This is a genomic window from Nocardia rhizosphaerihabitans, from assembly GCF_014646295.1.
Classification (GTDB): Bacteria; Actinomycetota; Actinomycetes; order Mycobacteriales; family Mycobacteriaceae; genus Nocardia; species Nocardia rhizosphaerihabitans.
In genome coordinates this window covers 909,519-927,955 of record NZ_BMNE01000001.1, presented here as the reverse complement: position 1 = coordinate 927,955, position 18,437 = coordinate 909,519, and the positions used below count along the sequence as shown (strand labels likewise).

The following is an 18,437-nucleotide window of genomic DNA, read 5'->3' as shown; positions in this document are numbered from 1 at the left end:
GCCTCACAGAGCCCGCTCGAACACATAGTCGGCGTGCACCTGATTGCCGACGGTATTGGTCTTGGTGCCCACCCGCACGAATCCGTGCTTGGCGTAGAAGTTCTGCGCGCGCTCGTTGACCTGGTTGACGCCCAGCCACACCGCGGTCGCACCCGACTCGCGCGCCGTGGCGACCGCCGCCTCCATCAACGCAGCGGACACGCCGCTGCCGTGATGACCCGGCAGCACATACATCTTGCTCAGCTCGACCACCGCGCCCGCGCTCACCTGGGCCGCGACCTCGGGATCGCGCGGCCTGCCCGCGACGAGCATGGCGTAGCCGACGATCTCGTCGCCTTCGACCGCCTTGAGCACGATCCGGTCCGGGTCCGACAGGTATTCGCCGAACCGTTCCCCCGAGAGCATCTGGTCCAGGAAGATCTCGATGTCGCTCTGGGTGGCCTCCGGGGGACAGGCCAGCGGAAAGGTGGCCGCGGCGACATCGCTGAGCTCCTCGGCATCCCAGAGCCCGGCCCGATCGACGACGACGGAACTGTTGGTCATCTTTCCAGTACAGCACGGGTCGGCCCGGCGGCGGTGGCAGGTTGACCGCCGTGCCGAGTACTCTCCTCGCCATGACGAGCGGTAGCCGCATCGGGATCGTCGGTGCGGGAGTTGCGGGTTTGGCCTGCGCGAAAGTGTTGAGTCGGGCGGGATTCCCGGTCGAGGTGTTCGACCGGGCCCCTGATGTCGGAGGTGTGTGGAGCGCCACCCGTCGCTATCCGGGTCTGCGCGCGCAGAACAGCAAATTCACGTACCACTTCAGCGATCACCCGATGCCGGAGGACTTTCCCCGCTGGCCCGACGGCCAGCAGATGCAGGCCTACCTCGCCGGGTATGTGCACGAGTTCGGCCTGGCCGAGCACCTGCGCCTCGGCACCGAGGTGATCGCCGCCGACCCGGTCGACAGCGGCTGGCTGCTCGAGGTCCGCGACGAGAACGGCGTGCGACGCACCTCCTGCGATCACCTGATCGTCGCCAACGGCGTGTTCAGCGATCCGGTGATGCCCGCGCTGTCCGGCGCGTCGGCGTTCCGCGCCGCGGGCGGGCGGCTGTGCCACGTCTCGGAGTTCCACGACCTCGAACAGGTGCGTGACCGCTCCGTGGTCGTCATCGGCTACGGCCAGTCGGCCACCGATGTCGCCGAGGCGATCAGCCACTTCGCCGACGACACCAGCGTGGTCGCGCGCAAGCTCACCTGGAAGATGCCGCGCACGTTCGGCGCGGGCGTCGACTACGAGCGCATGCTGCTGACCAGGATGGGCGAGGCGCACTTCCGGTCGAGGGAACCGCGCCGGGCCGAACGCCTGCTCGACCGGCTCAGCCTGCGCGAGGCCAACATGGACCTGCTGCAGGAACGGGTGACCCGCAAGCTGCGGCTGCGCGAGCTCGGCCTGCTGCCGGAGGGCAAATTCGAGGACATCGCCACCAGCAGTGCGAGCCTGGCGACCGAGGGCTTCGCCGAACAGGTCGACGCGGGCCGGATCACCGTGCACCGCGATACCGACGTCACCGATCTGATCGGCGGGCAGCACGGTCCCGCGGTGCGCCTGTCCGACGGCACACTCAAGCTGGCCGAGATCGTCGTGTGCGCCACCGGATACCGACAGGAGGTGCCGTTCCTGACCCCGTTCGTGCGGCGCAGCCTCACCGACGAGGTCGGCGACTTCCGGCTCTACCGCAACATCCTGCCGGTCGAGATCCCCAACCTGACCTTCGCGGGCTACAACAACTCGAACGTGAGCACCCTCAACGCGGAGGTCGGCGCGCACTGGATCGCCGGACTGCTCACCGGGAAGTTCGTGCCGCCCATGCCCGAGCAGATGAACTCCGAGATCGACGAGCGGCTGTCCTGGTCGCGGGAACGCACCGACGGCAACCACGCCCACGGCGCGACGGTGATCCCGTTCTCGCTGAGCAATATCGACGAGATGCTCGACGACCTGCGCACACCGCTGCCGTTGACAAGCAGGCTGGCGCAGTGGGTGCGTCCCGTGCGGCCCGCCTCCTACCGCCGGGTCCTGCGCGATCGCCCGCTGCCCGTTCCCGCGGCGCCGGCGCCGATTGCCGAGGGATAGCCGACACGCCGGAGCGCCCTCGCCGCAACACTTGGCGGCGATCATCGCGTTGGTGATAATCCTGGCGTGGATGCGCTGGATCTGAACCTGCTGCTCGCCCTGGACGCGCTGCTCGACACCAACAGCGTGACCGAGGCGGCCCGGCGTCTACACACGTCGACCTCGGCGATGAGCCGCACCCTCACCCGATTGCGTGCCGTGCTGGGCGACCCGCTGCTCGTACGCTCCGGCAGGCAGCTGGTACCGACACCCCGCGCCCTGGAGTTGCGCCACGATGTCGCGGGCCTGGTCGACCAGGCGCGGTTGCTGCTGACCACCCGCGACGGGAACGAGGCAGGCCGTCATCGGGATTTCGTTGTCCGCGTGGCCGATTCGGTGGTCGCGCGACTGACCGGTCCACTGCTGGCCGCGGTCCGTGCCCAGCTACCCGGCGTGACGGTGCGCCTGCTGGCGGCCGACGCGGGCGACGCCGCGGTCGCCCTGCGGGACGGACGCGTCGACGTCGAGGTCGGCATGATCGGCCAGACCGATCCCGAAACCGTCGTCAAGCGTCTGTTCGCCGACCGCTGGGTCGGCGTCGCCGCCGCGGGCCACCCGTTCGGCGCCGACCGGCCCACCGTCGCCGCCTACGCCTCCGCCCAGCACCTGGAAGTCTCGGCCACCGGCCGGACCCACAGCCCCATCGACGACCGGCTGGCGCTGCACGGCCGCACCCGCCGTGTGCTCGCCACGGTGCCCGACCTGGCCACCGCCCTGTTCACCGTCGGCTCGACCGAACTGGTCTGTCCCGTACCGGAACTCCTGTCCCGGCCCGCCCGCACCGCCCTCGGCCTGACCATGTTCGAAATCCCCCTCCCACTGCCTGCCCCCGTCGTCGCGATGGCCTGGCACCCGCGCAACACCGCCGACGCAGGCCACCGTGCCCTGCGTGATCTCATCGGCGCCGTCCTCCACGACACACCTGACCAGGCGCGGGTAGCGGCACCCGCCTAGCCCGCCTCCGTCGTCGGCGGCCCGAACGCGTCCCGCCGCCCCGGCGGCAACCCGGCCGACCGCTTCAATTCGTCGAGCATCGCCTGCAACTTGTCGACATGCGCGCGCTCGATATCGAACGCCCGGAATGTCCCGGTCACGGTGAGCCCCGCGGCATCGGTAGCGGTCGGCGGAGCCGGATCGGTGACCACTCGGTCGAGCGGACTCGTCACCGGCGCAACATCACCCGCGCTCGTCGGCGCCCCGAAATCGGACTGCGTGCCGTGGTCCAGGGCGGGATCGAAGGACGCGGGCCCACGACCGTCGGCGAAACCATTCGAATTCGCCGATCCGCCGAAATCGGCGGGCGCGCCGTGAGTGAGCTCGCCGCGGCCGTTGGTGGAAGCGCCGAGATTCTGCGATGTGCCGAACTCCGTGGCTGTGTGGAGGGTGTGCTCGTCGCGGCCGTTGGTAGAAGCGTTGCCACCGGCGGGTGTGCCGAGGTCGGGGGAGTTGCCGTGGGGGAGAGCGGGATCAAGGCTCGGGGTCGCGGCGTCGAAACCGTTGGTGCCGGTATCGGCGTGGCTCTTGGGCGCGGATAGGCGGGCCGGTGGGCCTGCGGGGGTGGGCGCTTCGTCACCGGACGGGGTGGTGGTGAGGCGCTCGCGGGGAGTGAAGTCGTCGAAGATCGACTCGGTGCGGTGCGGGGAGTCGCCGCCGGTGAAACCGTTGCGGGCGTGCCCGTTCCGGCTCGGGGTCGGGAGGGTCGCGTCCTCGTCGGTGAATGTCCAGTGGATGCCGTTGGCGGTGGAACCCGAGGTGGGGGTCGGCGTCGCGGTGACCGGCACACCGAATCCGTTGGCCGAGTAGCCGTTCGCCGCGGGCCCGGTGCGGCCGCCTGCGGTGAGACCGGACGACCGCGGGTCAGTCACGGCCCGGCTCGTATCGCCCCCGGTGGCGTCGATACCGGTGCTGGACAGAGCCTCCGGCGCACCGGGCCGCGCTCCGGCATCCCCGACCGATGCAGCCGTACCTTCGGCGGGCCTACCCACCGGCTGCGCCCGCTCGACCCCGGGGCGTTGTCCGATATCGGCCCGCCCCTCCGGCATCGCATTCATGGCAGCGGTATTCGCCTGATCTCCGGTGATGCCGGACAGCGTCACGTCGCCACCGCGCACGACGTCACCGACCTCCGCGCTGCCCGGAAGCGAGGAGGATCCGAGCGTCGCCGAATCGTCGGACCGCGTTCCCGAGGATGCGCCGTCACGCCCGAGCACCGAGTTCGATCCGGCACCTTCACCGGAGTCGGCATTCCGCCCCGCCCGGTCCGTCCAGCCACCCTGACCGGACCCATTGCTCGACAACCGCTGCGTGACTTGCCATTCGAGAGACTGGATCACACTGTCATCCGCGCGCACCGCACCCTGATGTCCGCTTCCCGTCACCGACTGCGCGGCAACGCGGCTGGGCACGGTGATCTCGGCATCGTCGGATCCCCGTCCACCAGCCGCCGGATCACTCTCAGCCACTCCGATGTCGTCCCCCGATATCGAATTCGATGTACCGCCTGCTGCGGTGGCAACAGGCGCGGATTCCGCTCCGCCGGCTACGGCCGGTTGTGTGCCGCCGTCCTGCGCCGGCACCGCATCGCGGGCGGGGGTAGACACCGCCTCGCCGACCTGGGGCGCCGCAGGGTTCAGCGGCCGTGCCTCGAGCGGCTCGGCGCCGTCGATCGTTGCAACGCCATTCACTGTTCCTGCGCCGTTGGCAGCCTGCGTAGTGCGCAGGGGCGCCGCGCCGTTCGGGGCCTGAGCGCCGTTCGACGCTGCGCCGTTCAGTGTGGGGCGCTCCTCTGCCCGTGCACCGTTCACGGCCGCGTCCGCCGACCGTGCTCCATTCAGTCGCTGCGCGCGGTCGATCGGCTGCGCGCCGTTCACCGTGACGGGCGTCCCGTTCTGCGTGCGCGCCTCGGCACTGTCGTCCGACACCGAAACGCCACGAGAAGCCGTGTCGACGGCCGACACGGTCGACACCCGGCCGGTGGGCGGCACCGTCGAGCCGCCTGCGGAACCCTCCGCCTGCACGGCGACGCGACCGGGACGCGACTGGGCCTCCGGCGCCGTGAACGGCGACCGCGGAGCACCCTCGGACCCCAGCAGTGCCGCGACCTCACCGGCCGACTCGAACGCGGCCGAGGGCCGGGGAACCGGGGCGACGGTGATCGGCCAGGTCGGATCGCCGAGGTGATCGGTGCGGGAGTTGCGGCGCTCCAGCGGGGGCCGCACGGCGCGGTCCGGCTCGGCCGCCCCCTCGTCCAGATCGGCGGCCGCCCGCTCGGCGGCTTCCGCGGCCTCCCGGACTTCCCGCCGACTGCGCGTCCCGCGACCCGCCCGCGGCGGCGCCTGCTCGGCTTCTCCGCCGTCGAGTGCGTCCAACCGGGAACTCAGCCGCGAAATGTCCTGTGACGCATGGAATGCCCAGGATTCGAGCCTGCGGATCCTGGTCTGGTCGGGGATGTCCTCGTCGGCGGGGAAGGGCGGAACTTCCTGCTGCACCCGGGCGGCGACGATATCGAGCTTGTCACTGACCTCACGCAGCGCCGCGGCGATACTCGCCAGCATCGACCCGATGGATTCGTCGTGCTCAGCGTGGTTCATGCACACCCTACTTCCCGTGCTCGGCGAGCGTGCCCGCCCCGGCCGCAGCGATCATATCCACCGGCGGCCCCGATCGTGTCCTCGCGATGTCCCGGTGACCGGATCGGCGACGCGCCGAACCGATCGGTAATCAGGATGAAACGGACGGGCAACAGGCCCGGTCTGTGTATCGAAATGATCAAGATCTCGGCGACGTTCTGCGACGTTGGCACAATGAAATAGCTTGATATACAAGCAGAGTCGCTGGTGTGATCTCGATCACCGGCCGGTGACGCACCCGAGCGCGGGTCAAGGGGGCTGGCGGCATGTCGGCGGCTGCGTCAACCTGGAGAGCAGGGCGTGGGCGCGGGCACACGTCAGGGTGCCCGGTGAGGGAGTGATGGTGTGAGGACGAAGCGGCGAAGTGACACCCAAGTGGTGTGCGGACGACGGGCGCTGCTCGACGAACTCGGCATCTCCGAGGGCACCAGGCGCGCGGCACCCGAACGAACCGGGTATGGGTGTGGTTGCCCCGAATGTGTGGCGACGCAGTGGAATACCCAGCGACTCGAACACTGGATCTGCGGCAGGCTGACGGCGGCGGGCGCCGACGAGGCCGAGGTGGACGCCAGGATCGGCGACATTCCCGTGGACATCTACTGGCGTCGCGGCGACCGCCGCTGCGTCGTCGAGGTGCACAGCGGCCCGCTCGACATCACCGCGGCCAGAGCGCACCGAAAACGACTGCAGGCCGCCGGAATCGATGACGTGCTGTGGGTGTGCCCGCAGGGCTACTGGGTGCCGCTGGTCCCCGCGGTCGGCATCGCCGACTTCGCGCCCGCGGCCGCCGACTACCGGATCGACCAGGGCATCCTCGCCGCCGGCGAGACGGGTTTCGCCGCGCCGACGCGGGCGAGCTGGGAATTGCGTGACTTCCTCGAGGGCTGGGTAACCGGCGAGATGCATTGGGGTCATGCGGATCTGACGACAGGAGGGTGGGCCGAGGTGGACACCTGGGAACGGCATACCGCGGCGCAGGCCGCCATGATCGAGCATCAGCGCAGGGAGCTGCGTGATCAGCGGGTGGAGCTGGCGGTGTCACGCCAGACCGTGCGGGACAAGCAGAAGCTGGTCACCCGCCTGCACCACCGGATCGACCGCGCGGGCGTGAACGCCGACGCCGAGGCCATCACCCTGGCCGGGGTGCGCAGCGAACTCGTCGCCCAGCAGCGGATCGCGATGGGCTTGCGCGCGACGATCGGGCGGATGGATCGCACGATCAATCAGTGGCAGTGGCTCACCTGCTGCGCGATGTTGCTGGTGATCACGGTGATGGCGGGCGCGATGGTGACGCGCTGAGCCGCAGGGGCGTGCGGTCCCATTGCCAGTCGTTGCGCAGCACGAGCCCGGCCAGGTCGAGTAGTTCCAGACCGGTCTCGGCGCGCACGGCTGTCAGCGCGCGCCCATCGTAGGGACCTCGCGCCAGATCGGCGGCGATGCGTGCCTCGATCGCCGGGTCGATCGTGCGCGCGCGCAGCCGCGCTGGGTCGAGGGCGCTGCCGGTCCAGGTCAGCCAGCCCCAGCCGTGCTCGTGGGCGTAGGCGCGACCCAGTTCGCTCTGGATTCTGGTGTGGTGGAAGGCGATCCGGCCCAGTGGGATGACGTCGACGAGCACGATCCGGCCGTCGGTGAGCTGGGCGGCGACCGCCGGATAGTGCACGTGGTCCTCGCCGGCGAAGCGGTAGGTGAGCGCGGTCGGCTCCTCTTGGAACGCGGTCGCCAGCGGGTCCGCGTCGAGGGTTCGCAGCAGGCGCGCCGCCAGGGCGGAGTCGTAGGCGACGTCGCGTCCGACGGTGGCGAGGTAGAAGCGGCCGCGTCCCTCGTCGTCACCGTCGGCGACCCGGGCCGACGCGGTCGGCAGGGGAGCCGGGGCACCGGTGGACCACTCGACGTCGTCGAGCAGCGGCCCCAGCTCGCCTGCCTCGTCGAGCGGCTGCAGTTTGGCCAGGATGCTGGCGGTCTTCTTCTGCCAGCCCAGGATTCGCTGCATCACGTACCCGGCGACGCGCTTGGCGTCGGCCTGGTCGTGCCCGGCCAGGCGCAGCTTCAGATACGACCATTCCATCGCCACCAGATCGGTGTCGGTGGCATAGGTCTCGGCGAGCAGTTCCCGCACCAGGCGCAGATCACCCGCGTCACGCGGATACCGGTGCCCGAACACCTCGGCGCAGCGATGCCCGGAGCGGGCCGCTTCCCGCACGATCTGCCCGATCGCCTTGGCATAGAGCTGGCGGACCCGGTCGCGAGCCAGGTCGTAGCGGGCGCCGATGCGGGTGAGGGTTTCCGGGCGCTGCCCGCCGATGCCCAGGCGCAGGGCGACGATCCGCGCGTCCCTGGCGGCGCGCTCGGCGTGCTCGGTGAGCAGTTCGGCCACCAGCTCGTCCAGTTCCTCGAGCTCGAAGGAGACATCGGCGGCGATGTCGTGGTCGATTTCCCGCCCGCTCCCGGCACTCAACTGGGCAACCTCCCGCTCGGCTCGCTGTGTCGGGTCAGCGTAGCCGGGGCCACCGACAGCGCCCGGCTAGAGCGCGGTGATGTATTCGCCGTAGAACAGGCACAGCCCGATGGCCGACGCGATGCCGCCCAGCACCCAGAACCGGATGATCACCGCCGTCTCGGGCCAGTTGTTCAGTTCGAAGTGATGATGGAACGGCGCCATCCGGAACAGCCGCGTGTGGGTGGTGCGGAAGACTACGATCTGCAGCAGCACCGACAGGATCTCCGCGACGAACAGCGCGCCGAGCACCACCGCGAGCAGTTCGGTGCGGCTGGTGATCGACAGCCCCGCCACCAGCCCGCCCAGCCCGAGCGAGCCGGTGTCGCCCATGAAGATCTTCGCGGGCGCCGCGTTCCACCACAGGAATCCGATGCAGGCGCCCGCCGCGGCCGCGCTGACCACCGCCAGGTCGAGAGGGTCGCGCACGGTGTAGCAACCCCGGCCGGGACTGAGCTCACACGAGTTCTCGAACTGCCACAGCGTGATCACCACGTACGCGCCGAGAGTCAGGCTCATCGATCCCGCCGCCAGCCCGTCGAGTCCGTCGGTGATGTTGACCGCGTTCGACCAGGCCACCACCAGCAGGCAGATGAACGCGATGAAGATCAGCGAGCCGAAGGCGATGGTGTTGATGTCGCGGACATAGGAGAGGTTGTTCCCGGCCGGTGTCAGCCCGGTGGCGCCGGGGAACCGCAGCGCCAGCACCGCGAACACGACCGCGGCGCCGATCTGCCCGAGATACTTACCCGCCGCGGTCAACCCGAGATTGCGATGCTTGCGGAGCTTGATCGAATCGTCGAGGAAGCCGACCATTCCCAGCGCAGAAGCCAGCAACAGCACCAGCACGCCGGACGCGCTGGGTCCCGGTGCGTCCCACAGCAATCCGATCAGGTGCGACCCGAGGAACCCGGCCCACACACCCGCGCCGATCGCCAGCCCACCCATCGTCGGCGTGCCGCGTTTGGCGTGGTGACTGGCAGGCCCGTCGATCCGGATCTCCTGCCCGAACCCGCGCCGCGCGAACACCCGGATCAGCACAGGGGTGAGGGTGATGGTGACGAACAGGGAGATCCCCGCCGACAACAGGATCTGCCTCAACTGCACCCTCCAAACCGCCGGTCCGCGCCACCATTGACCGGCCCGGCGACGCCGAGTGCCGATCCTAGGGGAGCGTCGACGGAATCCGGGCCGTGAGTGACCTGGGTTACATCTATGCCCGGCGCCGGCGACCGGGAAACGCAAGAAGGCCCCGGTCGAAACCGGGGCCTTCCTGTGGTGCGCGATACTGGGATTGAACCAGTGACCTCTTCCGTGTCAGGGAAGCGCTCTCCCGCTGAGCTAATCGCGCGAGGTGGAGACGGGAATCGAACCCGTGTGCACGGCTTTGCAGGCCGTTGCCTCACCACTCGGCCACTCCACCGCGCAAAGGAGGATGGCATCTTGCTTAGTTGCCTAACCTACCTCTCGAGCGGATGACGGGATTTGAACCCGCGACCCTCACCTTGGCAAGGTGATGCGCTACCACTGCGCTACATCCGCATTCACACTTCCGGAGGCAGTCGGCCTGTCGGCTTGGCTGCTCTCCGTGGTGCGAGGAAAACATTAGCCGACGGTCGGCGCAGACTACAAATCGCCTGGTAGATGGGCCTAAATGTGAATTACAGGCGTGTTGTTCGGATGGTCGATAGGGGAGTGTGGGCGGCGTAGAGGCCTCGCGTCGTCCGTGCCGGCAACGATGGAAGGGCTGGTCTTGCCCGGGGCGGTCTGTCGCAGGAGCATGAAACAACGTAGATATGCGCATTGAAATATATGTCAACCGTCGACCCGCCGTCGACCCGCCCACGCACGCGGCGCCCCACAGAAAAGGCTGAGGAACCCGAAGCCCCCGTTCACAAGGCGATTTGGTGTCACCCGGGTCCGCCGTGCTAATGTTCCATCTCGTTCGAGAGGCTCTCCGAAGCCCCTCGGCACGGTGTTCGGTCCCATAGCTCAGCGGGAGAGCGTCCGCCTCACACGCGGAAGGTCGCTGGTTCGAAACCAGCTGGGACCACACATAATGGCTGGTCAGACATGGTTTTCATGTCGACCAGCCATTTTTCGTGCCTACTGCGTGCAATCGCTACCTATGAACCCGATGCAGACGTTGGTCGGCATAGTCTGCGGCGGGAGCGGGTGCTGAACAATCAGGGTGCCGTCGGGGGTGAGGACGCTAGGCAGCCCGACTGCGCCGCGGAGATCTCCAGCAGCCGGTCGACCGCCTGGGCCGGGACCCACGCGGTGGCGGTGCCGGACCACGCCGACCCCGTCCACGCGCCGTGTGCCGGCGGCGATCCTCGCTAGCCCGGCTCGGTGGTGGGCGGAGCACTGGGCGGCCGTGCGTCGGGAGCGGCTCGAACACGGTCCGCCGGGTGCGCTGCCCGCCACTGACTGGGACTGTGGCCGAAGCGGGTTCGGAACCAGCGCGAGAAATTGCCCGGCGAGGAGAAGGCGAGCAGATCGGCGATCTCGGTGAGTGCGTGGCGGCGGCTGGCGACCATGTGCTCGGCGAGGTCGGCTCGGGTGGAATCGACAAGAGACGTGAACGTCTCGCCCTCGGCGGCGAGGCGGCGGTGGATGGTGCGCCGGTCGACGCCGAGGCTGCGGGCGATCTGATCGACCGAGCATCGTCCGGTCGGCAGGAGTAGTTCGATCAGGTCCCGAACGCGTTCGGAGGTCGTCGTGTTCGGTGTGGCCCGAGGCGCGTTGACGATTTGCTGCGCGTAGGTACGCAGCTGCGGGTCGGCCATGGCGTTGGGTGCGTCGAGATCGGTGGTGTAGACGAGGATTCCGTTGAAGTCCTGGTCGAAATCGACGTGCGGTCCGAGGATGCGGTGGTGGGTGCGGCGGTCGAGGGGTGCGGGGTGGGCGAAGCGGACTTCCAGCGGTTGCCAGGTGGGTCCGAGGAATCCACGCATCAGGCCGTGCAGGACGCCGACGGCCAGTTCGATCGCCTGTCGGCTTTCGCCCGGCCCACCCAGATCCAGACTCAACCGGAGAGTGGCGATGTCGTTGTGCTCGGTGAGCCGGGTGTGCAGTGATTCGTTGAACATGTGCTCGTAGCGGGTCATGGTCCGCAGTGCGCTGCGGACGTCGGGCTCCTCGCGGATGACCATGCTGAGCGGGCCGAGATTGGCGAAGCGCCGCCGTTCGGCCAGCCGTAGGCCGAAGTCCTCATGCCCCGAGTCGGCGGCGGAGCGTTCGAGCAGATCGGCGACAGAGGCAGCGGGGACCCAGCGGTCCTGTGCGCTGAGGCCGGCGGGATCCAGCCCGGCGGCGCGGATCAGGGCGACCGGATCGAGCCCCAGTGAGCGGCTGAGCTCGACATATCCGTGGATTGCCGCGTAGCGGGCGAGTGGCTTCATCGGCATCCCTCTATGTCCCGAAATGAACATCAATATGTCCCTCCAGGATAAGCACAGGGGAGTCATCTGGAATACGGTGGTTCCCATCACAGTGTTGGTGATCAGCGCATGAGGCAACCGCGAGTGGGTGAACTTCCACGGCGCGACCTCCCGCTGACAGCACGCGATCCATGGAACCGGCACGGCTGCTGCCGCGGTGCGACGGCACATCCGGGCCCGGATTCTGCGTTCGAAATTCGAGGAGATCTGTTGTGGCACAAGCTATTCGCTTCTACGAAGTAGGTGGCCCTGAGGTTTTGCGCCGGGAGGACGTCGAGGTGGGCGACCCAGGTCCCGGCGAGGTGCGGATCCGGCACGAGGCTGTCGGACTGAACTTCGCCGACACCTATTTCCGCACCGGTCTCTACCCGGCGCCGCTGCCCGCGGGGATGGGTGTCGAGGCGGCCGGGGTGATCGAGGCCGTCGGCCCGGAGGTCACCGGCTTCGCGGCGGGGGATCGGGTCACCTACACCGGTAGCCCGCTCGGCGCCTACAGCACCGAACGGGTGATGCCGGCCGAGCATCTGATCGCCCTGCCGGACGGGATCGGCTTCGACACCGCCGCATCGATGACGATGCGTGGTCTGACCGCCGCCTACCTGTTGCGTCGCATCCATCCGCTGCGCGCGGGCGATACCGTGCTGCTCCACGCAGCGGCAGGTGGCGTCGGACTGATCTTCGCGCAGTGGGCGAAATTGCTGGGGCTCACCGTGATCGGCACGGTCTCCAGCGAGGAGAAGGCCGAGATCGCCCGGGCCAACGGATGCGATCACGTCGTGATCTACACCCGCGAGGACGTCGCCACGCGGGTGCGCGAGATCACCGGCGGTGCGGGCGTACCGGTCGTCTACGACAGCATCGGCAAGACCACCTTCGACACGTCGCTGGACTCGCTGGCGCGGCGCGGGCTGCTGGTGTGCTTCGGCACCGCTTCCGGTCCGACGCCGCCCATCAACGCCATGCAGCTGGCGATCAAGGGCTCGCTGTTCGTGACCCGTCCCGCACTCGCCGATTACATCGCCGATCCCGCGGAGCGCGCCGAGCTGGCGGGTGAGTTGTTCGCGCATGTGCTGGCCGGTCGCATCCGGAGCGAGATCAACCAGCGCTACAAGCTTTCCGACGCGGTGCAAGCCCACCGAGACATGGAGTCGGGTCGCAGCATCGGTTCCTCGGTCTTCACTCTCTGATCCCGGCGACACCACTGGAGGACAACGATGACAACGATTGCCAGATCGATCACCGCCACGCCGCTCACCTGTTCGATCGGTGCGGAACTGGGGAATGTGGACCTCGCTCAGGTCGCCGCCGACGATTCCCTCTTCGCTGAATTGCGCGCGCTGCTGCTCGAATACAAGGTGTTGTTCGTTCGCGATCAGAACATCACCCGCGCCGAACATGTCGCCCTGGCGCAGCGATTCGGTCCGCTGGAAGATCATCCGGTGCTCGGCAGCGACCCGGACAACCCCGGGCTGGTGCGCATCTACAAGGACCTCGACAGTCAGCCCGAGCATTACGAGAATTCCTTCCACTGTGATGCCACCTGGCGGGACAACCCGTCGATGGGTTCGGTCCTGCGCTGCGTGCAGACTCCGCCGGTCGGCGGCGACACCATCTGGGTGAACATGGCCGAGGCGTACCGGCGTCTGCCCGAGCGGGTGAAGGCCCGGATCGAGGGCCTGCGGGCGCGCCACAGCATCGAGGCGAGTTTCGGTGCGGCGATGCCGGAGGAACAGCGGCACGATCTCGCCCGTCGTTATCCCGACGCCGAGCACCCGGTGGTACGTACCCATCCGGAAACCGGTGAGCGCGTGCTGTTCGTCAATTCCTTCACCACGCACCTGGTCAATTACCACACGCCCGAAAACGTGCGTTTCGGCGCGGACTACGCGCCCGGGGCGGCCGATTTGCTGCATTACCTGATCCGGCAGGCGGCCGTTCCGGAATTCCAGGTCCGCTGGCGCTGGACGGAGAACAGTTTCGCGATCTGGGACAACCGGTGCACCCAGCATTACGCCGTGCAAGATTACTGGCCCGCGGTCCGCAAGATGGAGCGCGCGGGCATCGTCGGCGACAAACCGTTCTGAGAATTCCTTTTCCCTCCACGAATGTTCGACACCGATCGGAGAAAATTATGCATTTCCACGACGATGCGCTGTTCCCGGAGAACCAGGACAAACTGGTCATCACCTGCGCGCCGTATGGTCCGGAGTGGGAGCCCGACGACTTCCGTGAGGACCTGCCGCTGACCATCGAGCAGCACGTGCAGCAGGCGGTGGACTGCTACGAGGCAGGCGCCTCGGTCCTGCACATCCACGTCCGCGAGCTCGACGGCAAGGGATCCAAGCGGCTGTCGAAGTTCAACGAGCTGCTGAGCGGGCTGCGCGAGGCCGTGCCGGACATGATCCTGCAGGTCGGCGGGTCGATCTCGTTCGCCCCGGAAGGCGAAGGGACCGACGCGAAGTGGCTTTCCGACGACACCAGGCACATGCTCGCCGAGCTGGACCCGAAGCCGGACCAGGTGACCATCGCGATCAACACCAGCCAGATGAACATCGTCGAGCTGATGACCGACGACGACATCGCCGGCACCTCGTTCCAGCGCCCGGAGCTCTACGACACCTACCGCGAAATGACCGTGCCCGCCGGCCCGGGGTGGGTCGAAGAGCACCTGCGCCGGCTCACTGCCAATGGCATCCAGCCACACTTCCAGCTCTCCAGCATTCCGCAGCTCGAGACTGTCGAACGGCTGATCCGGCGGGGCAAGTACATGGGCCCCCTCAATCTCACCTGGGTGGGCATCGGCGGCGGGTTCGACGGCCCGAACCCCTACAACATCATGAACTTCATCCAGCGGGTTCCCGATGGCGCGTGCCTGACTCTGGAGACGTTGATGCGCAGCGTGCTGCCGGTGAACACGATGGCGATCGCGTTCGGCCTGCATCCGCGCTGCGGCAACGAGGACACCCTGTGGGGCCGCAAGGGCGAGAAGATCAAGTCGGCAGATCAGGTCAAGCAGCTGGCGCGGATCGCCGAGGAACTGGGCCGCGGTGTCGCCGACGGCAAGGAAGCCCGTGACATCTACCGGATCGGCGAGCAGTACTCGAGCGTCGACGAGACTCTCGCCAAGCTCGGCTACGCCCCCAACCGCAAGCCCGGCCAGGTCGGCTTCACCCAGCACGCCTGAGCTGTCGGCGACGGGCGGGTGCGTCCCGCCTGCCCGTTCGCCGCCCGCCGTCGCCGCGCGGCGACGGCGTCTTACTCATCAGCTCCGGTGCGTCGCCCACCGTCTAGGCGCACCGGTCACGTAGGAGCACCGATGAAGTTGCACACTACCGTCGCCGGGGCGGCCGACCACACGGTCGCCGCCCCGGTCGAGGCGGATCGAAATCCCGGACCTCGTCGGCGCTACCCGTGGGTCGTCTTCCTACTGGCCTTCGGCCTGCTATTGGCCGACTACATGTCCAGGCAGGTGCTGAGCGCGGTCTTTCCCTTCCTGAAAACCGAATGGGCACTGTCGGATTCGAAGCTGGCCGCGCTCACGAGTGTGGTCGCGCTCATGGTCGGCATTCTGACCCTGCCTTTGTCGGTGCTGGCCGACCGGTGGGGGCGGGTGCGCAGTCTGGTCCTGATGGCGGTGCTGTGGAGCGCCGCGACACTACTGTGCGCCGTGGCGGCGAACTACGAGCAGATGCTGGCCGCCCGATTCCTTGTCGGCGTCGGCGAGGCCGCCTACGGCAGCGTCGGAATCGCCGTGGTGCTCGGTGTTTTCGCCCCCCGGATGCATGCCGCGCTGAGCGGTGCGTTCATGGCGGGCGGTTCGTTCGGATCCGTTCTCGGTGTCGGCCTGGGTGGCGTGATCGCCGTCCAGTTCGGATGGCGCTGGTCGTTCGCCGCCATGGCGATCATCGGCCTGCTGTTGGCCGCCCTGTTCAGTGTGGTCGTGAGCGAGGTGAAACTCGCCAGGAACGCGGCCGATCAGCAGAGTGACGCAGGGCCACACGGCGCGGGTTTCCGCGCCCCGGTGTCGACGCTGTTCACCAACCCGTCGGTAGTGTGCGCCTACGTCGGCAGCGGCTTCCAGATCTTCACGGCCGCGGTGCTCCTGTCGTGGATGCCGAGCTTCTTCAACCGCAACTACGATCTGGCGCCGGACCGGGCCGGCGCGGTCGCCTCGGTATTCGTCCTGCTCGTCGGCTCCGGAATGGTGTGCTGCGGCATGATCACCGACCGGGTCAGCCGGGTCGACATGTCCCGGAAATGGTCCGCGGCGATCGTGTTCTGCGCCATCTCGCTGGTGTGCCTCGGTACGGGCTTCAGCCTCGCCGCGGGCCCCGCGCAGTTGCTGCTGATCGGTATCGGCGCCTTCTTCTCGGGCGGATCGTCCGGCCCCACCGCGGCCATGGTCGCCAACCTGACCCACCCGTCGGTGCGGGCCTCGGCTTTCGGCACCTTGACCCTGGCCAACAGCCTGCTCGGGCTCGCCCTCGGTCCGTTCGTCGTCGGCGTGCTCGCCGATCAGCTCGGACTGTCCGCAGCGCTGCGGCTCACGCCGCTTGCTTACCTGCTCGCGATCGTGGCGCTCCTGCTCGGCAAACGTCTCTATCCCGCCGGGCTACGCACACTCGCCGCCGTCGCACCGGCACCCGGCCGGTGAACTCGAAAGGAACCACCGCACACCATGCAAGACACCGCCGAACCCACCATCGTGATCGTGCCGGGACTGCGTGACCACGTCCCCGAGCATTGGCAGACGCTGCTCGCCCAGCGCCTGGACAAGGTGCGCACCGTCGCGCCGCTCGAGCACGACAAACTCAGCCTGGCCGCGCGCATCGCCGCACTCGATGCTGTCGTCGCGGATATCGACGGCCCGGTGGTGCTGGTCGCGCACAGTGCCGGCGTCATGATCACCGTGCACTGGGCACGGCAGCACCGGCGACCGATCCGTGGTGCGCTGCTGGCCACGCCTGCCGACCTGGAAACTCCGCTGCCGAGCGGGTATCCGACCGTGGACGAACTGGCGGCGGGTGGCTGGAACCCGATTCCCCGGCGGCGGCTGCCGTTCCCCAGCGTCGTCGCCGCGTCCACCACCGACCCGCTCGCGTCGTATCGGCGGGTGGCCGGTATGGCCGAAGCCTGGGGCAGTCGCCTGGTAGATCTCGGAGACGTCGGCCACCTCAATCCGGCTTCCGGCTATGGCGACTGGCCGCGCGCGCAGGAATTGCTGAACGAGCTGATCGCCTCGACCGCTGCTGGGGCGGAGGCGCTCCGATGAGCAAGGTCGTCGGCTCGGCTGCCGCCGCTGTGGCCGATATCGCCTCCGGATCGAGCCTGGCCGTCGGTGGATTCGGGGTGTGCGGCATTCCCGACATGCTCATCGAGGCATTGGCCGCCACTGCTGTCACCGACCTGGAGATCATCTCCAACAACTGTGGCACCGACACGGTCGGACTGGGAATCCTGCTTCGGGACAAGCGAATACGACGCATCGTCGCCTCCTATGTAGGGGAGAACGCGGAGTTCGCCCGGCAGTATCTGGCCGGCGAGATCGAGGTCGAGTTGACTCCGCAGGGCACCCTCGCGGAGAAACTCCGGGCCGGCGGTGCCGGTGTGCCCGCATTCTTCACTCCCGCAGGGGTCGGTACCCCGATCGCCGAGGGCGGCCTGCCCTGGCGGTACGCGCCCGACGGTTCGGTCGCCGTCGCGTCACCGCCCAAAGAGGTGCGCAGCTTCGGTGGCCGCTGGGGCGAGCGGCGATACGTGCTCGAGCAGGCGATCACGGCCGACTTCGCCCTGGTCCACGCGCTCGTCGGGGATACCGACGGCAATCTGGTGTTCGACAAGTCGGCCCGCAACTTCAATCCGAATGCCGCTATGGCGGGCCGGGTCTGCATCGCGCAGGTGGAAGAACTCGTCCCCGCGGGTGAAATCGACCCGGGCAACGTCCATCTGCCGGGTGTGTTCGTCGACCGCGTCGTGCGTACCGGCAGGCAAACCAAGCACATCGAGAAGCGCACCGTCGCCCAGGAGAACTGATATGACTACCGCTGCAACAGCTCTCGGCTGGTCGCGGACCGATATGGCGGCGCGGGCCGCGCTCGAACTGCGCTCCGGTGAGTATGTGAACCTCGGCATCGGCCTGCCGACCCTGATCCCCAATCATCTGCCCGAGGGCGTGCGCGTGACGCTGCACTCGGAGAACGGCATCCTCGGCACCGGACCGTACCCGGCCGCGGCCGAGATCGACGCCGATCTGATCAACGCGGGCAAGGAAACCGTGACCGTGCTCGCGGGGGCATCATTCTTCGATTCCGCGACCAGCTTCGGGATGATCCGTGGTGGCCACATCGACACGGCCGTCCTCGGGGGCATGCAGGTCTCGGCGACCGGTGACCTGGCCAACTGGATGGTTCCCGGGCACATGGTCAAGGGCATGGGCGGGGCGATGGACCTGGTCCACGGCGCCCGCCGAGTCATCGTCCTCATGGAGCACACCGACAAGAACGGCGCACCGAAGATCGTTCCCCGCTGCACGCTTCCGCTGACCGGGGAACAGGTGGTGCACCGGATCGTGACCAACATGGCCGTCATCGATGTCACCCCGACCGGGCTGGCGTTGCGGGAATGCGCGCCCGGTGTCACCGAGGCCCAGGTCCGGGAGGCCACCGCCGCCGACCTGCACGCGGCGTACTGATCCGGCCCGGTGCAGGTTCCGATA

15 protein-coding genes and 4 tRNA genes are annotated in these 18,437 nt (G+C 68.3%); 11 read left to right on the top strand and 8 right to left on the bottom strand.

Features of this window, described 5'->3' with window-relative positions; genetic code table 11:
* Positions 1-3 precede the first annotated feature (3 nt).
* A complete protein-coding gene (locus IEY60_RS04135; RefSeq protein WP_189023918.1) occupies positions 4-543 on the bottom strand; it encodes a GNAT family N-acetyltransferase in 540 nt (179 codons plus the stop codon).
* A gap of 71 nt (positions 544-614) precedes the next feature.
* Here IEY60_RS04135 and IEY60_RS04130 point away from each other — a divergent pair, with 71 nt between their 5' ends.
* The gene (locus IEY60_RS04130; protein ID WP_189023915.1) at positions 615-2,117 is read left to right on the top strand and encodes a flavin-containing monooxygenase; all 1,503 of its coding nucleotides are present in this window, start codon (positions 615-617) and stop codon (positions 2,115-2,117) included.
* A 66-nt stretch (positions 2,118-2,183) separates the two neighbouring features.
* Positions 2,184-3,110, top strand: coding sequence for a LysR family transcriptional regulator (locus IEY60_RS04125; protein WP_189023913.1), 927 nt, complete (start codon positions 2,184-2,186; stop codon positions 3,108-3,110).
* Here IEY60_RS04125 and IEY60_RS04120 read toward each other — a convergent pair.
* Positions 3,107-5,746, bottom strand: coding sequence for a hypothetical protein (locus IEY60_RS04120; RefSeq protein WP_189023911.1), 2,640 nt, complete (start codon positions 5,744-5,746; stop codon positions 3,107-3,109). The two genes, IEY60_RS04125 and IEY60_RS04120, sit on opposite strands and share 4 nt — an antisense overlap.
* 384 nt (positions 5,747-6,130) lie before the next feature.
* On the opposite strand from IEY60_RS04120, the gene IEY60_RS04115 reads away from it, so the two are divergent.
* Positions 6,131-7,084: a hypothetical protein gene (locus tag IEY60_RS04115; protein WP_229739528.1), complete on the top strand. Its 954-nt coding sequence runs from the start codon at positions 6,131-6,133 to the stop codon at positions 7,082-7,084.
* Here IEY60_RS04115 and IEY60_RS04110 read toward each other — a convergent pair.
* The 5 genes from IEY60_RS04110 to IEY60_RS04090 form a co-directional block, all read right to left on the bottom strand.
* Positions 7,050-8,240: a sigma-70 family RNA polymerase sigma factor gene (locus IEY60_RS04110; RefSeq protein ID WP_229739527.1), complete on the bottom strand. Its 1,191-nt coding sequence runs from the start codon at positions 8,238-8,240 to the stop codon at positions 7,050-7,052. The genes IEY60_RS04115 and IEY60_RS04110 overlap by 35 nt on opposite strands.
* 66 nt (positions 8,241-8,306) lie before the next feature.
* Positions 8,307-9,380 (bottom strand): phospho-N-acetylmuramoyl-pentapeptide-transferase, encoded by a 1,074-nt coding sequence (gene mraY, locus IEY60_RS04105; protein WP_189023909.1) that lies wholly within the window; start codon positions 9,378-9,380, stop codon positions 8,307-8,309.
* Between the two features lie 175 nt (positions 9,381-9,555).
* Positions 9,556-9,630, bottom strand: a tRNA-Val gene (locus IEY60_RS04100).
* 1 nt (position 9,631) lies between these two features.
* Positions 9,632-9,702: transfer RNA gene (locus tag IEY60_RS04095), tRNA-Cys, on the bottom strand.
* A gap of 47 nt (positions 9,703-9,749) precedes the next feature.
* Positions 9,750-9,821, bottom strand: a tRNA-Gly gene (locus IEY60_RS04090).
* A 439-nt stretch (positions 9,822-10,260) separates the two neighbouring features.
* Between IEY60_RS04090 and IEY60_RS04085 the strand changes: the two genes are divergently transcribed.
* Positions 10,261-10,332 (top strand) — tRNA-Val (locus IEY60_RS04085).
* 286 nt (positions 10,333-10,618) lie between these two features.
* Here the strand turns inward: IEY60_RS04085 and IEY60_RS04080 are convergent.
* A complete protein-coding gene (locus IEY60_RS04080; RefSeq protein ID WP_189023907.1) occupies positions 10,619-11,683 on the bottom strand; it encodes an AraC family transcriptional regulator in 1,065 nt (354 codons plus the stop codon).
* A gap of 251 nt (positions 11,684-11,934) precedes the next feature.
* Between IEY60_RS04080 and IEY60_RS04075 the strand changes: the two genes are divergently transcribed.
* The 7 genes from IEY60_RS04075 to IEY60_RS04045 all read left to right on the top strand — a co-directional run bounded on the left by IEY60_RS04075 (position 11,935) and on the right by IEY60_RS04045 (position 18,413).
* Positions 11,935-12,909 (top strand): quinone oxidoreductase family protein, encoded by a 975-nt coding sequence (locus tag IEY60_RS04075; RefSeq protein ID WP_189023905.1) that lies wholly within the window; start codon positions 11,935-11,937, stop codon positions 12,907-12,909.
* A gap of 27 nt (positions 12,910-12,936) precedes the next feature.
* On the top strand, positions 12,937-13,806 hold the full coding sequence (locus IEY60_RS04070) for a TauD/TfdA dioxygenase family protein (RefSeq protein WP_189023903.1): 870 nt from the start codon (positions 12,937-12,939) through the stop codon (positions 13,804-13,806).
* A 47-nt stretch (positions 13,807-13,853) separates the two neighbouring features.
* The gene (locus IEY60_RS04065; protein WP_189023894.1) at positions 13,854-14,906 is read left to right on the top strand and encodes a beta-keto acid cleavage family enzyme; all 1,053 of its coding nucleotides are present in this window, start codon (positions 13,854-13,856) and stop codon (positions 14,904-14,906) included.
* 132 nt (positions 14,907-15,038) lie between these two features.
* Positions 15,039-16,376, top strand: coding sequence for an MFS transporter (locus IEY60_RS04060; RefSeq protein WP_189023892.1), 1,338 nt, complete (start codon positions 15,039-15,041; stop codon positions 16,374-16,376).
* 24 nt (positions 16,377-16,400) lie between these two features.
* The gene (locus tag IEY60_RS04055) at positions 16,401-16,994 is read left to right on the top strand and encodes an RBBP9/YdeN family alpha/beta hydrolase (RefSeq protein ID WP_189023890.1); all 594 of its coding nucleotides are present in this window, start codon (positions 16,401-16,403) and stop codon (positions 16,992-16,994) included.
* Positions 16,991-17,755, top strand: a complete 765-nt coding sequence (locus tag IEY60_RS04050; RefSeq protein ID WP_189023887.1) for a CoA transferase subunit A — start codon at positions 16,991-16,993, stop codon at positions 17,753-17,755. The genes IEY60_RS04055 and IEY60_RS04050 overlap by 4 nt, the downstream gene beginning before the upstream one ends.
* A 1-nt stretch (position 17,756) precedes the next feature.
* Positions 17,757-18,413, top strand: a complete 657-nt coding sequence (locus IEY60_RS04045; protein WP_189023885.1) for a CoA transferase subunit B — start codon at positions 17,757-17,759, stop codon at positions 18,411-18,413.
* Positions 18,414-18,437: the final 24 nt, after the last annotated feature.